14 protein-coding genes are annotated in these 13975 nt (G+C 47.8%); 1 reads left to right on the top strand and 13 read right to left on the bottom strand.

Annotation, left to right across the window (positions count from 1 at the left end; genetic code table 11):
- Positions 1–64: 64 nt before the first annotated feature.
- The 11 genes from RQP50_RS26245 to RQP50_RS26195 form a co-directional block, all read right to left on the bottom strand.
- Positions 65–934, bottom strand: coding sequence for a site-2 protease family protein (locus RQP50_RS26245; RefSeq protein WP_028533800.1), 870 nt, complete (start codon positions 932–934; stop codon positions 65–67).
- The gene (locus tag RQP50_RS26240) at positions 927–1859 is read right to left on the bottom strand and encodes a M23 family metallopeptidase (RefSeq protein WP_072731575.1); all 933 of its coding nucleotides are present in this window, start codon (positions 1857–1859) and stop codon (positions 927–929) included. Before RQP50_RS26240 ends, RQP50_RS26245 begins: the two co-directional genes overlap by 8 nt.
- A gap of 216 nt (positions 1860–2075) precedes the next feature.
- Entirely contained in the window at positions 2076–3233 is a 1158-nt protein-coding gene (locus RQP50_RS26235; protein ID WP_021254222.1) for an FtsW/RodA/SpoVE family cell cycle protein, read from the bottom strand.
- Between the two features lie 7 nt (positions 3234–3240).
- Positions 3241–4038, bottom strand: coding sequence for a septum site-determining protein MinD (gene minD, locus RQP50_RS26230; RefSeq protein ID WP_021254221.1), 798 nt, complete (start codon positions 4036–4038; stop codon positions 3241–3243).
- A 4-nt stretch (positions 4039–4042) separates the two neighbouring features.
- The gene (minC, locus tag RQP50_RS26225) at positions 4043–4699 is read right to left on the bottom strand and encodes a septum site-determining protein MinC (protein WP_065293529.1); all 657 of its coding nucleotides are present in this window, start codon (positions 4697–4699) and stop codon (positions 4043–4045) included.
- 128 nt (positions 4700–4827) lie between these two features.
- Positions 4828–5355 carry a rod shape-determining protein MreD gene (gene mreD, locus RQP50_RS26220; protein WP_021254219.1) on the bottom strand — a complete coding sequence of 176 codons (528 nt, stop codon included), beginning with the start codon at positions 5353–5355 and terminating at the stop codon, positions 4828–4830.
- The gene (gene mreC / locus RQP50_RS26215) at positions 5352–6254 is read right to left on the bottom strand and encodes a rod shape-determining protein MreC (protein WP_036591306.1); all 903 of its coding nucleotides are present in this window, start codon (positions 6252–6254) and stop codon (positions 5352–5354) included. Before mreC ends, mreD begins: the two co-directional genes overlap by 4 nt.
- 188 nt (positions 6255–6442) lie before the next feature.
- Complete coding sequence (locus RQP50_RS26210; protein ID WP_021254217.1) at positions 6443–7477, bottom strand: rod shape-determining protein; 1035 nt, start codon at positions 7475–7477, stop codon at positions 6443–6445.
- A gap of 43 nt (positions 7478–7520) precedes the next feature.
- Positions 7521–8207 carry a RadC family protein gene (gene radC / locus RQP50_RS26205; RefSeq protein ID WP_065293527.1) on the bottom strand — a complete coding sequence of 229 codons (687 nt, stop codon included), beginning with the start codon at positions 8205–8207 and terminating at the stop codon, positions 7521–7523.
- Positions 8208–8373: 166 nt separating this feature from the next.
- A complete protein-coding gene (locus RQP50_RS26200; protein ID WP_072731577.1) occupies positions 8374–8982 on the bottom strand; it encodes a Maf family protein in 609 nt (202 codons plus the stop codon).
- A 280-nt stretch (positions 8983–9262) separates the two neighbouring features.
- Entirely contained in the window at positions 9263–10627 is a 1365-nt protein-coding gene (locus tag RQP50_RS26195; RefSeq protein ID WP_315747178.1) for an SPOR domain-containing protein, read from the bottom strand.
- A 177-nt stretch (positions 10628–10804) separates the two neighbouring features.
- Here RQP50_RS26195 and RQP50_RS26190 point away from each other — a divergent pair, with 177 nt between their 5' ends.
- Positions 10805–11041, top strand: a complete 237-nt coding sequence (locus RQP50_RS26190; protein ID WP_021254213.1) for a hypothetical protein — start codon at positions 10805–10807, stop codon at positions 11039–11041.
- A 150-nt stretch (positions 11042–11191) separates the two neighbouring features.
- On the opposite strand, the gene murC is transcribed toward RQP50_RS26190, so the two are convergent.
- On the bottom strand, positions 11192–12562 hold the full coding sequence (gene murC / locus RQP50_RS26185; RefSeq protein ID WP_072731580.1) for a UDP-N-acetylmuramate--L-alanine ligase: 1371 nt from the start codon (positions 12560–12562) through the stop codon (positions 11192–11194).
- Between the two features lie 7 nt (positions 12563–12569).
- Positions 12570–13955: a bifunctional folylpolyglutamate synthase/dihydrofolate synthase gene (locus tag RQP50_RS26180; protein WP_072731581.1), complete on the bottom strand. Its 1386-nt coding sequence runs from the start codon at positions 13953–13955 to the stop codon at positions 12570–12572.
- Positions 13956–13975 lie beyond the last annotated feature (20 nt).

The raw sequence follows: 13975 nt of genomic DNA, 5'->3' as shown, positions 1-13975 counted from the left end.
TAGAAAAAATGATAACCGTTTCTTTTCACCTCCAAAATTGTGACCGAACTTACCTAGATGGCGCTCATGATTTCATACGATTCTGAGGCGGAGGCTCATCGAAGAAGGCATCAATTAATTGCTGTTCCGGAACGATCCGTTGGATTCGCCCTTCATCACCCATTACATAAATGAAGTGGTAGTCATCTCTGCGGAACAGACGAACGATTCGAGACAACGAACGCCCCCCTTCTGTTACAATTGGGCGTCCTAGTGCGACCGAACTCTCCCACTCGCGCAACCTCGTTGGACGATTCATCAAAAATCGTATGAAACGAAAAGGAACATTCCGATGTTCCACCCAGTTGGTCCACAGCAAAAAGAGAGCTAGCATCAAGAGATTAATATTCAGCTTGCCTCCCACAACTACCGGGCACACACTGTACAGCAGCATAATGGCACTGCATCCAAGGCTGACCCTCGCACCAACAAGCAAGGTTCGATGATAGCTCATCCATAACGAACATGCTGCTTGCATCATTCGTCCGCCGTCAAGCGGAAGAATCGGCAACAAATTGAACAATCCAATGAACGCATTGGCCTGAATAAACCCTTTCGCCCATTCTGGACTACACCAACCCATCGCTTCCGCATACCATGCAATTAATATCATGAGACCATTTTGTAATGGCCCCGCTACCGCTACAATCCACTCCTGCCAAGCAGGCGATAGTGCTCCATCATCCGTCTCCGCCATCCCTCCGAAGGGCAGCAGCTTCACTTCCGTGATGGTCCATCCAAACGCCTTAGCACAAGCTACATGTCCCAGTTCATGAATCAGCACGATCGTAAATAACGTAAGCAATTCAAATATATAGCCTGTAGCTGCAGCTGCAGCCATAAGGATCACAAATAGCGGATGAAGTGAGTAGGTGGTTCCCCCCCATTTAATCAATTCGTATCACATCCGCCGGGTCAATATAAACGCCGCGCTGCTGCATCGCAAATGTAAGTACAGGCTCAGCACTTACCCCCGACTGGTTCTCCTGACTCTGTATCGTACCAATTGTTGCTCCGGGCTCAAGCCAGTCATCCTGTTGCACGGAAGTCGCTGTAAGCCCACTATACACCGTCACAAGACCATCGGCATGTTGGACAGTTACTGTAATTCCTGACTTCTCGTCTGAAGTTACCCGTTCAATTTTTCCCGTAGCAATATTCTGAACCTCAATCGCCGCACCGCTCGCATGATCGGGAGCAATCGCGACAGACTTCAGATTCATAGCAAACGGCTGCACAATCTGCCCCTTAATCGGGGATGGATAGGTATGTGTGGACTGTACAGCCTTCGTAGATTCCTTATCTCGTGGAAACAAAGGGATAAACACAGGTGTTCCGGAGAAAGTTCGCTCATACCACGCCGCAATCGGCCGCATGTCCATCTCATCATGAAGGGACAATTGAATCCAAGCGCGCATAGGTGCATTCCATTCCGCCGGGAAGGATGTGATTCCATAAGCTGCAGCGAACAACAAGATGGATACGAGAAGTCTGGAGCGCAAGGAGCGCCATACATTGCCTCTTCCTGTAGGAGGCTCTTCCCAGCCGTAGCGTTCATTCCACTTCGAACGGCTTATCTTCCACTGCTGCTCAGGATCATACGTATACTCTTGATTGAATTCGTAGTCCTCACGCTGCTCTCCGTTATTATAGACAGCCGTTGCAGAGGGAGTATTCAACACGACATCTGGTTGAACAAGTGAATGGGAAGACAGATTAACTTCCACAACTTCCTTCGCATGCGACTTACGTTTCATCTCTTCAGCCATTAGAATGTCACGGATTCGTTCTTCTCTTCGGCGCCGAATATCTTCTTTCATGCTCGTCTCATCCCTTCTTAACCCATTTCAACAATATGCATCAGCTGAATGATGTGCTTATCACATGTGTATGACAAGCCTACAGCAGATATGAGCAGTGAGCCTGAGAACAAGCAGATGTACGCAAAAAAGCGGCACTACATCCGTTATGGACGTTTTGCCGCCTTAGCGCTAATTTCGTAAATGATGAGACCAAGACCCTAATCTTCGACTCCATTAAGGCTCAATCTGATATTTCTCTTGATAAATGTGTATGCTCATCACCAGTCCAATACAAATCATATTCAAGAGAAGTGATGTACCGCCATAACTGATGAATGGCAGCGTAATCCCGGTAATCGGCATAAGGCCGATCATCATTCCGATGTTCTCGAATATTTGGAACACGAACATCGACACAATGCCGATTATCATGTACGACCCTCGCAAGTCATAGCACTGGAAGGAAATGAGAATCATCCTGTATATCATCAGGAAGTACAGCAGCAGCAGCAGGGCCGAGCCCTGGAACCCGAATTCCTCACCGATTACCACGAAGATGGCATCCGAATACGTATACGGTATGAAGCTGCGCTGCTTCAATTCGCCCTTCATGTAGCCATCACCGCTGAGTCCGCCTGAACCGATCGCAATCATCGCATAGTTGGATTGATGCTTCGCATCGTTGGTTGCTTCCGCTGGGTTGATAAATGTGTTTATCCGCTCATACCAATGCTTCTTCTCGATCTTATTCACGAAGAAATCCTTGACTTCTTTATTGAAGGTCGTGAACGATACGTAGACCGCCCCCCCTATGACCGCAACACAGAGGAGCGCCACAAGGACATGCCGGTATTTCACCGCTCCGATCCATAGCATACCAATCAGTATTACAATATAAATAATGGCGTTACCAAGGTCAGGCTGAATCACTACTAGTCCAAATGGAAGGATCGTTACCAATCCAATTGGCAGCAAGTCCTTCGTAAGTGAGAGTGGATCACCATTCCGTCTTCCTAGCAATTGCGCTAACGCAAATATGAGGGTAATCTTCGCGAGCTCTGCAGGCTGGAAGGTCTGCCCTCCGGGAAGCTTATACCAGCCAACAGCCCCGTTAAGATCCGCCCCTAGGAAAAACACGCCAACAAGAAGCAGGATCGTGATCCCCATTGAAATCGGCCAGCTCTTCAATAGCAATCGATAATCGAACAGCGCTACGGCAAACATGAGGATAAATCCGAGAATATAGAATATAATCGTCTTCATCATCATGGATGTATCGCTGAACATTGCATCCCCATGCGTTGCACTTAGGATGACCAGTGGGCTGAACACCGAGAACACGAGCAAAATACCGACTATAATCCAATCAATTCGTTTCAGCTTGTTAAACACTGATTAATCATCCCATTCCAAAAAACTTCTTCACACGGTCTAGCACGCCTTTCTTCTGTTCAAGCGGCATCAGTGGTACTGTATCCCCCAGGATGCGGCGCGCGATATTCCGATAAGCCACAGCAGCAGGCGCATCTGGATTCATGACCGTAGGTTCACCAGAGTTAGCCGCTTTAATAACCATTTCATCATCAGGAACAACGCCTAGCAAGTCGATATTGAGCACTTGCAAAATATCATCCAGCTCAAGCATGCCGCCATCCTTCTTCATCATATTGGCGCGAACACGGTTCACAATCAGCTTCGGTGAAGAGACTTCCGAATTCTCCAGCAGTCCAATAATCCGATCAGCGTCACGAACCGCAGCATTCTCAGGCGTCGTAACAACGATGGCATGGTCTGCTCCTGCGATCGCGTTTTTGAATCCTTGTTCAATGCCTGCTGGACAGTCAATAATAACGTATTCGAATTCCTTCTTCAGTTCCAGAACGATATCCTTGATCTGTTCTGGAGACACTGCCAACTTATCCTTCGTCTGAGCGGCAGGCAGCATATACAACTCATCAAAGCGCTTGTCCTTCACAAGCGCTTGATTCAATCGGCAACGGCCATCCGCAACATCGCAGATATCATAGATGATACGATTTTCAAGCCCCATCACGACGTCTAAGTTGCGAAGACCGATATCTGTATCGATCATGCACACTTTTTTGCCGAGCAAAGCAAGCGCGGTACCAATATTCGCGGATGTCGTCGTCTTGCCGACGCCGCCTTTGCCCGAAGTGACGACGATTGCCTCTCCCATCCTTCTACACTCCTTTGAACATATTGATGTCCTTGCGAACGCGATGTAGCTGCGAGATTTTATCAATTTGCATGACACCTTCATGCACATAAGCAAATTCCATATGCGATTGGGTTACACCCCATTCATCTGGCGGTCTGCTAATAATTTCCCCGATGCGTAGTTGCGTCGGTGCAAATAACGAGGCCCCAATAACGGCAGATAGCTCTCCTTCTGCCCCTGCATGAACCATTCCACGCAGCGCTCCTAGGACCATTACATCGCCAGTGCATATAATCATTCCGCTAGGATTGACATCTCCCAAAAACAATAAATTTCCTTCGTGGCGCAGCACCTGTCCAGAACGTACCATGCCGGTTCTCGTCTCAATACGATACCCCTTCTGCTCCGCCTTCTTGTCCTCAAAAGATTCAATCGAACGTACGAGTAAATTCCCCCGCTGACGCAGTACATCCAGCACTTCAGTCTTCTGCTCGTCTGTTACAGCGCGGGCTCCTAACTTGACATCGACATATACAATCGGTCCGTCGAAAAAATGCGGTGTATGTTCAAGCTTGTCGCGCAATTCGCCCAACAAGACTGCAAATTCACACTTATCGTCAAGCAGGAACACTAGGCCGTCCTTCATGCCTTTAATCGTTACCAGTGACTTGGCCGTCATGAAAGGTCCCTCCCCAATTTTATCTTTTTCGAGATGGAAGAGGAAAGTTCCTGCAACACCGGGTTGAAAAAGAAATTATCGATAACAAAAAGGCATAAGCCGTCTGGAAACATATTCCAAGACGGCTATTACCCCTGTTCATCTTCGGCAGACTTCTTCCCAGACAAATGGTCGAACCATCTTCGCATCGGAACATATATGGCCAGCGAGAAGACAAGCTGTACAATCAAGCTTGGAATCATAAAATCGAATATCGCATATTCGAATGTCATTCCATGCAAGCCAAACAGTCGGTAAGCTGCATACAGCATCGTCTGATAGGCAAAGCTGCCGAATACAGAAATGATTATCATCGTAATCATGGATGTGTTGCGAGACGCAAAAAGTAATCCTGTCAAATATCCGAGCAGCCCCATGCTAAATGTGTGTGGGCCCAGCATATGGCCATAATATACAATATCCTGCAGAAACCCGAATCCCAATCCCATCATCAACGCAGCATGCCGATGATGATATACGGCATGATACAGTATTACGATGAATACCAGTTGCGGGACAATCCGTCCTTGCCACGCATCTGGAATAAATACAGGCAGCAGTGAACCTTCCAGCAGGAAGAGAATGAACATAAATACGATCATCCAGTTTCGATTCATTGCTGCGCCTCTTTCCCCGTCTCCTTCATGTCCGGTGTGATAACGATGAACAACTCACGCCAGTCACGATAGGTTGCAGCAGGCTTAACCGTAGCAGAATGCGTCAATCCGATGTCCCCTACTTGCCGCGATACAACTTGGCCGAGAACGAGACCTTTCGGGAATGAACCGCCAAGGCCGGACGATACAATGGTATCTCCTTCTTCCAGCTCATCATCCTCTTGAATACGTGTCATTAAGAATGTACCACTGCTGTGGTCATAAGACTCAATCACGCCGAAAGACTTGTTTTCCTTGCCAAGTACAGTAGCTGATATTGCTGGTGAGTTCGGATCCTTCTCATCCATATTCGTCAACAACTGGACTGTGGAGGAGAATTCAAATACGCGACTGACAATCCCGACTACGCCTTCCGTCGATATAACCGGCATACCTTGACGAACTCCATTTTTCGAGCCAAGGTTCAAGTTCAACGTCTGGTTAAATGGATCGGCCACATTGATAGACGTCACTTGTGCAATTCGGTATTTATAAGGCATATTCATCTGCTTCTGACGCTCCGTAAATTCCAGATCGTCTAGAAGTCTCTTATTTTCTGCCGCAACCGAATTGTAGTAGGCCTTATCCCTTGTATATTGCGCGAGCATCGTCTTCAATTGCTCATTTTCTTCGTGCAGTTCCTTCAGACTGGAGACATCCTTCACGAAATTCGATACATACGATGCCGGTCTGTAGAATATTTGCTGCACAAAGGTTACCGTATCATGCACAAATTTCTCTGGCCAAGTAAGGTTTAGGCGTCCGCCTAGTGTAAACCCCATTAACGCAATAAACAAAATAAGGCCAAACAACATCAAAAATAAACGTTTGTTCCCCAGAAGCTTAAACAGTATTAACACCTTCTCATCGTAAAGAGGTACTCGTTCCCTCAGAAAAGAGGTCGCTCACGATGTCCACTTGCCATCATGAAGTCGTTTCCGCAAGCTTATGCCCAAGCATTAGGCTTGGCAGCAACCTTCAGTGATAACAATGCCCGCGTCGTTGGAACGAATCGACGCGGGTATCAGACTCCCTCATGGGCGTATTCTTATCGTTTGGAACGAAGCGCAGAGCTGCTGCGTCCCTTGAACAAATGAATATTATCAAGCGCGCGTCCAGTACCAATCGCTACGCAATCAAGCGGATTCTCTGCCACGATGACCGGCATGCCAGTCTCACGAGCAAGCAGCTTATCCAAATTACGAAGCAAAGCGCCGCCACCTGTCAATACAATACCGCGATCCATAATATCAGCTGCAAGCTCAGGAGGACATTTCTCCAATGTTACCTTAACAGCTTCAACAATAGAGCTCACTGTATCAGCCAAAGCATCTGTAATTTCGTTCGAGGAGATCGTGAGCGGCTTCGGAAGACCTGTCAGCAAGTCGCGACCGCGAATCTCCATCTGCTCTTCTTCATCAAGCCCCATAGCCGAGCCGATATCCATCTTCAGCTGTTCAGCTGTACGCTCACCAATCATCAAGTTGTATTGGCGCTTAATGAATTGAATAATTGCTTCGTCCATTTCGTCGCCTGCAACGCGAACGGAACGGCATGTCACGATACCTCCAAGGGAGATCACCGCTACTTCAGTTGTACCGCCACCAATATCAACGACCATACTTCCTGTTGGTTCCCATACAGGCAAGTCAGCACCAATTGCTGCCGCGAACGGCTCTTCAATCGTATAAGCTTCTCTAGCACCTGCTTGCTTCGTAGCATCTTCAACTGCACGCTGTTCAACAGCAGTAATACCAGAAGGCACACATACCATTACGTTCGGATGACGCGGAAACAGCGAACGCTGCTTCTGAGCTTGCCGAATAAAATATTTTATCATAGTAGCAGTTGTGTCGAAGTCAGCGATGACGCCGTCCTTCATTGGACGGATTGCACGGATATTCCCCGGCGTACGTCCAATCATATTTTTCGCTGATTCTCCTACCGCTTCAATCGTCTTCGAATCTGTGCGGATTGCTACCACAGACGGTTCGCGCACGACGACACCTTTACCGCGTACATAGACCAATGTATTAGCAGTTCCCAAGTCAATACCTAAATCTTTCGTAAAGCCACCCAACATGATGTTAATCTCCTTTTTATAACCTTCAATCTCAATCATTATATTACATGAGCCCGCGTTCCTTCAAACTCACATATTGGTTATCGCCAATAACCAAGTGATCCAGCAGTTCGATACCAACAATTTCTCCAGCTTCCATGAGCCGCCTAGTAAGCGCTACATCCTCTGGACTCGGTGTTGGATCTCCGCTTGGGTGATTGTGAGCACAAATGATGGAAGCTGCACCACACTTCAGGGCAGCCTTGAAAACTTCGCGGGGATGTACCAAAGATGCATCCAGGATTCCGATCGTAACCGTCTCCTGTGCCATAATTCGATTCTTCGTATTCAGAAACAAACAAATAAAATGTTCCTTGTCATAGTATCGCATCGACTCCATAAGCAGATCGGCTGCATCTTGCGGCCGTCGTACCTGCAGTGCATCCTCAAGACGAGAACGCGACATACGGCGTCCAAGCTCTAATCCTGCTTTTAGCTGCAGTGCCTTAGCGTCGCCAATACCACGAATCGCTGTCAACTCTGTCACAGACATATCGTGCAAATGCCGAAGCTGTCCTACGTGATTCAATATTCGCTGCGCTAATGTAATGGCCGATTCATTTTTCGTGCCTGTACGCAGTAATATTGCAAGTAATTCAGCATGACTTAATGACTCTGCCCCATATTGCATCATGCGTTCTCTCGGACGTTCTTCATGGGGAAGATCGCGTAGAAGTGGACTATGTCCCATCTTACAACCCCCTGTAGTCGATTGTCCGGTCGCCATCATGCACCGACGAAGCACCATTGGTCGGCATCCGCTGTTCCTAGGACCGTCTTGCATTCAACATTTCATATTCATCTTATCTCATTTACAATTACTGCTCCACCTTGCTGCTCCATACTGGCAGCGCCCATTACGGGATGATAATGCCATACGAAGCCAGCATATCGCTAACAAGCGACAACGGCAATCCAACTACGTTGAAATAACAGCCTTCAATTTGCGTGACAAGTGTTGAGCCAATTCCTTGAATCCCATAGGCCCCTGCCTTGTCCATTGGTTCACCAGTTGCAACATAGCGATGTATCTGTTCATCTGTCCATGGCTTCATATGGACTGTGGTTACACCATGCGCAACTTCTGTATGTTCGTCCGCTGAATCAATCATCGCCACGCCGGTATACACCTTGTGCGATCTTCCCTGCAGCCTAGTCAACATACGAACCGCATCCTCTTCATTCACTGGCTTGCCCAGCACTTCGCCATCCAAGACGACAATGGTGTCTGAACCGATGACAATACCGTGCTCACCAGCCGCCTTGCGGACATCTGCTACAGCCTGTGCCTTGCGCAGTGCCAGCGTCTCAACAATACAGTCAGGATCCAGATTGGGATCCACTGTCTCGTCTGCATTGCTAGGATGTACGACATAAGGAAGACCGAGTGAACGGACAAGCTCTTGTCTCCGTGGTGAGGAGGAAGCCATTACGATCGTTGGTCGCTCAAATTTGGATATACTCATTTTCGTAGTCGCTCCTCGCCATTTTTTGACACTGTTCTATTATACGCGTAACTGGCTGTCGAAACAAACATTCAAATGATGATCTTTGCAAGATTTAGATGAACAATTTATGGTAATCTATGCAACAATCCCAAATTCATGCAGTTTTCTATCCTTCCCCTCACAACAATGCGAATGCAAGTTCTTATATACAAAACAGAGCCCCTTCAAAGAGCTACGCTCCTATCAAAAGACTCTGTTCCCAACAATATAATTGGCATGTGATCTATTCCGCTCTCAGCTACACCTTCATCGTACCCAACCAAACCGCCTCTGCATTCCGATAATGCATAACCGCCTGCTGGATACTCCATAAATGCGAGGACGAAGGCTGCTTATTATACTCATTCACTGCACTGATTGCTGTGTTCATGCTCTGAACCAGCTCCGTCCAAGCTTTCTTGGACTGGTCGGGAATCCCTTTTTGCACGGTGCTCATTTGCTGTGTCCACTTCTGATGCTCCTTCCGAAGCTGTTCCGTGATCTCTTGAGTGAATGCTTCGGTATTGGTTTTTTCTAAATACGCAATCGATTGAGACATTAACCATTCATTCACCACGTCACTTTGGCCTAAAAATTGCTCCACGGAGGCTGAGTCACCTTGGAATGCCAACTTTGTAATCGCCGGACGGTTCAAGGTTCTCACATACAAGTCCACCTGCTTGTTCTTCAGCAACGCGCTCAACCCCATCGCATCCTCCTTCGAAGGTGCTATCGCGGCATACACGCGATGCTGCTCTGACTTCTCCTCCATCGCAGCCAGCCCGAGTTCTCTCAGCTCCGCCGCTGCCTTCTGAGCCCCTTCTTCCTGAGCGAACACACCATATTGCAGCATGTAAAACACTTTCTCTGGAATATTCACATCCGTCACATACAGACCTGCTGCGGCTGCAGCCGAATTCCCTCCATTGCTAGTAGATGAGGACTTGCTTCCTGAATCCCCTGCCTTCACCGTTCCCTGTTCGTTCAATGCCGTGTCCTTAGATGCTGGCTCTCCACCTTTTCCTTGCTTATCATTCGCGAATACTGGAATTGCATCACTTGGATTAGGCATCGATACTTCGCCCTTGAATAGAGACAGAGCGAGAAATCCGAACAAGGCACCCGTTGCGAGCGCGCCCGCAACGGAAGCAACGACTCTCCACACCGGGGGCTTGCGAGAACGTGTATGAATACCATGCCATAACAACTCGCCTTGATCACTAAGTGAACTAGAGGCAGGATCTTCAATAGAGGTTGGGATCGCATAACCGTTCTTCGGAATGTCACATTCAGGCTGACGATCCGACTCCCGAATCCAGCGCTCCACTCGTTCATCTTCGCTCTCAACCTTTTCTTGTTCCCGGTCATTGTTCGGATCATCTATATCGACCTTTTCTATATGATGCCGATTCTCTATAAGAGTTGATTCACTATACTCTTCAAGTTCCGATACGCTCGCCCGCTCAACTGAAGCCCCATTCACAATCGTACCATCAGACATCTCCTCCCAATCTGTAAGCCGCTCTTTCTTCTTGCTCGCCTCTATGCCCTGAATCTCATGTTTATCCTTCACAGGCTGGGAATCATCGAATCGAAACGTCATCTTCGTTCGCATGTTGGTCATATCCGAACACCTACCTTGTCCTATTGGTTACTAGTAGATTTATGCTAGATTCGAATCCAATAGAACCTACCTTACAAATTATTGGCTAGAAAGTGCGTCCGTCCTCCTATATGCGTCCTATCAAATCTTGCAACGCTAGCATATGATATACAATCCCGCAGCAAAGGAGGGAATAGAATGAACAGCAAGAAAAGCAAGAAAAGCAACTTGCGTTTGACCCCAGCTGAGGTACGTCGATTCGTTAGACGAAATATCGGCCGTCGCGTGATTGTCGTTCTGTTTACTGGAGAAGTACTGGTTGGCAGAATCTTATCCTCGGGGCTTATCTCCTTCCGATTACGTGTACAGCGCCGGGGCTTTTTCTTTATCCGTCGTATTCTATTTGCAGCTGTAGTTGCTATTAGACTTGTGTAATCCACTCAGACAAAGACAATAAGTCAACAGAAAAAAAGATCGAACGAAGGGCCAAAATCCTGACCCCCAGCTCGATCTTTTCTTGCTATTCTAGTTGTTTACAGACTTACATCCCACTGTTGGAACATCGCTGACTTACTGCCAGAGATACTACGATTTCAATGCCTCAGTTAAGTCACGCGCTGTCTTCCAAATATCACCTGCACCCATTGTGATTACCAAATCTCCGGACTTCACAATTGATTTCAGATGCTCTAATGCATCATTCTTATCCGCAATGTACTGTGCGTTGCTGTTGCTGTTTTCGCGAATCCGGTCAACCAGTTTCGAAGAGTGTACCCCTTCAATCGGCTTCTCCCCAGCTGGAGAGTAGATATCTGTCAGAATCAGTTCATCTGCACCCTCAAATGCGCGGCTGAACTGATCGAACAGGAAATAAGTCCGCGAATAACGCTGCGGCTGAAATACGGCAACAATACGACGGTTTGTTGCTTTGGCAGCAGTAAGTGTTGCCTCAATCTCCGTCGGATGGTGAGCATAGTCATCTACAACAAGTACGCCCTGCTCTTCCCCAATTACTTGGAAACGGCGCTTAGCGCCAATAAAGTCCACGATGGCAGTAGATGCCTGTTCAAACGGAATGCCTGCACGCATAGCAACAATAATGGTCGCCATTGCATTCAACACATTATGCGTACCTGGAATAGACAATTGTACTGTGCCAAGCGCCTTGCCTTGATGATTCATCGTAAAGGTCATGCCGCGATCTTCCGCGATAATCTCTGTAGCTGTATAATCAGCCGCTTGCTCAATGCCGTATGTCACAACACCTGCGCCCAAGTTTGGAAGCATAGAACCAACAATCGGATCATCCGCACACACTACAGAGCATCCTTCCGGATTTACTTGTGATAGGAACTGTACATAAGCTTCCTTCAATCGCTCGAAATCCCCGCCATAATTCTCCAAATGATCTGCCTCTATGTTAAGTACAACCGCTATATGAGGGTGATAATTCAAGAAGGAGCCATCACTCTCATCCGCCTCAGCTACTACATATTCACTATTTCCTGCTTGGGCGTTCGTTCCTAGGTTCGTCACTTCGCCACCAATAATATAAGTCGGATCTACGCCACAGCGTTCCATGACAAAAGCAATCATGGAAGATGTCGTCGTCTTCCCGTGAGCACCAGCTACAGCGATGCCTTTCTTCGCATTCAGCAAGCGCGCCAGCATCTGTGAGCGGTGAATGACTGGAATCCCTTGCTGTTCAGCTGCAACTCGCTCTACATTATCTTTCGGACAAGCCGTAGAGTATACTACTGTGTCTGCGTTCTGAACATAGGCAGGGTCATGCCCGATATGTACAGTCGCTCCCTTTTTGCGTAACTTTTCCGTCAAATCCTGTTCGGCCACATCGGACCCCGTGACGGTGTACCCCATTTCCAGCATGACACGAGCGATGGCGCTCATCCCATAGCCCCCGATGCCGATAAAATGAATATGTTCCGTCGTATTCAAAACGAACTCACCAACCCTTTTCAGATTCGGTCCGATGCAGAACGAAAGAACGCACGTCTGCAATCAGATATAATGTCCCCGTAACTACTGCTAAATCTCCTGGCTCTGTCATCGCTTGTAGCTGTTCCAAAGCCTTATGCCAATCCGGCTCTACAAGAATGGTTGGACATTGTATATCGCCCTCGCCCTCCATCACTTGCTCGGCAATATGTTTCAAGCTCTCCGCATCCATCTTCTTGCGGAAATCTGGTTCTGTAAAAATAACGGTATCTGCTAAAGGTAGTATATGTCGTAGAACATCGGGATGATGCTTTGTCGACAGCATACCCATCATAATATGAAGCCGTTCATACCGGTACGTATCGCGCAGCGCTTGTGCAAGCGTCGCTGCCCCCTCCGGATTATGCGCTCCATCGAGCAGCATGCGAGGCTTCTCGCATACCATCTCTAAGCGCCCTGGCCATGCTGCACGCTTCAGTCCTTCTTGCGTGGTAGCATCCTCTAGCATGAAAGCCATATATTGTCGCAGCACTTCAAGCGCCATTAATGAGGCGGCCGCATTCTTCAACTGATGTGCTCCGTTCATCGTGAGCGACATTCCTTCCATCGAACGGAATGGGCCGAAGAATGTGAAGTTCTGTTCATTTTCAATCGCATGGAGCAGTTCCACCCGGAACTGTTCGTTCATGACATACAGCGTAGATTGGTTTTTCTCAGCAGCCTGCTTAATCACTTCAAGCGCTTCTGGCTGCTCCACCGTCGTCACCGCTGGCACCCCTGGTTTAATAATTCCTGCTTTCTCGGCAGCAATCTTCTCAATCGTATCCCCAAGTATGTCCATGTGATCATGGCCGATATTCGTAATAATCGATACGATCGGCGTCACGATGTTCGTTACATCAAGCCGTCCGCCAAGTCCTGTTTCCCATACGACGACATCCGGGAACGTCACTGTCGCATAGTACATAATGGCGAGCGCAGTTGATACTTCAAACGTCGTCGGCGAACCGAGCGGCGTTTGTGCGATTTCATCCACCAACGGCTTCAGCTTGTTCACAAGTTGAAGCAGCGTATCTTCAGGAATGTCCTCGTTGTTGTACTTTAAACGATTCGTATACTTCTCAATATAAGGAGAAGTAAATGTGCCGACATCATATCCGTTAGCAAGCAAGACACTTGTTAACATCGCACAGGTCGAGCCTTTACCATTTGTGCCCGCAACATGAATGAACTTCAAGCGACGGTGCGGAGAACCTAACCGCTCCATCAACAGTTCGATCCGATCCAATCCAGGACGGATTCCAAAAGGAATTAAAGAATTAATCCAATCAATTGCGTCTTCTACCCGAACAAAAGGAAAATCGGTTGCTTCCGTCTCGCTTGTCGTAGGCATAGTTCCTCATCCTTTATCAG

Source organism: Paenibacillus suaedae, assembly GCF_032337355.1.
Taxonomy (GTDB): Bacteria; Bacillota; Bacilli; order Paenibacillales; family Paenibacillaceae; genus Paenibacillus_B; species Paenibacillus_B suaedae.
Note: the sequence above shows the minus strand (reverse complement) of the source record. Positions and strands in the feature narration are given on the sequence as shown.

What these genes read in the sequence shown, in the direction of transcription:
- RQP50_RS26200 (WP_072731577.1), bottom strand. Translation starts at nt 8,982, where the DNA reads ATGAGTATATCCAAATTTGAGCGACCAACGATCGTAATGGCTTCCTCC.
- RQP50_RS26180 (WP_072731581.1), bottom strand. Translation starts at nt 13,955, where the DNA reads ATGCCTACGACAAGCGAGACGGAAGCAACCGATTTTCCTTTTGTTCGG.
- radC (WP_065293527.1), bottom strand. Translation starts at nt 8,207, where the DNA reads ATGGGACATAGTCCACTTCTACGCGATCTTCCCCATGAAGAACGTCCG.
- RQP50_RS26240 (WP_072731575.1), bottom strand. Translation starts at nt 1,859, where the DNA reads ATGAAAGAAGATATTCGGCGCCGAAGAGAAGAACGAATCCGTGACATT.
- RQP50_RS26210 (WP_021254217.1), bottom strand. Translation starts at nt 7,477, where the DNA reads ATGTTGGGTGGCTTTACGAAAGATTTAGGTATTGACTTGGGAACTGCT.
- minC (WP_065293529.1), bottom strand. Translation starts at nt 4,699, where the DNA reads ATGACGGCCAAGTCACTGGTAACGATTAAAGGCATGAAGGACGGCCTA.
- RQP50_RS26195 (WP_315747178.1), bottom strand. Translation starts at nt 10,627, where the DNA reads ATGACCAACATGCGAACGAAGATGACGTTTCGATTCGATGATTCCCAG.
- minD (WP_021254221.1), bottom strand. Translation starts at nt 4,038, where the DNA reads ATGGGAGAGGCAATCGTCGTCACTTCGGGCAAAGGCGGCGTCGGCAAG.
- mreD (WP_021254219.1), bottom strand. Translation starts at nt 5,355, where the DNA reads ATGAATCGAAACTGGATGATCGTATTTATGTTCATTCTCTTCCTGCTG.
- RQP50_RS26190 (WP_021254213.1), top strand. Translation starts at nt 10,805, where the DNA reads ATGAACAGCAAGAAAAGCAAGAAAAGCAACTTGCGTTTGACCCCAGCT.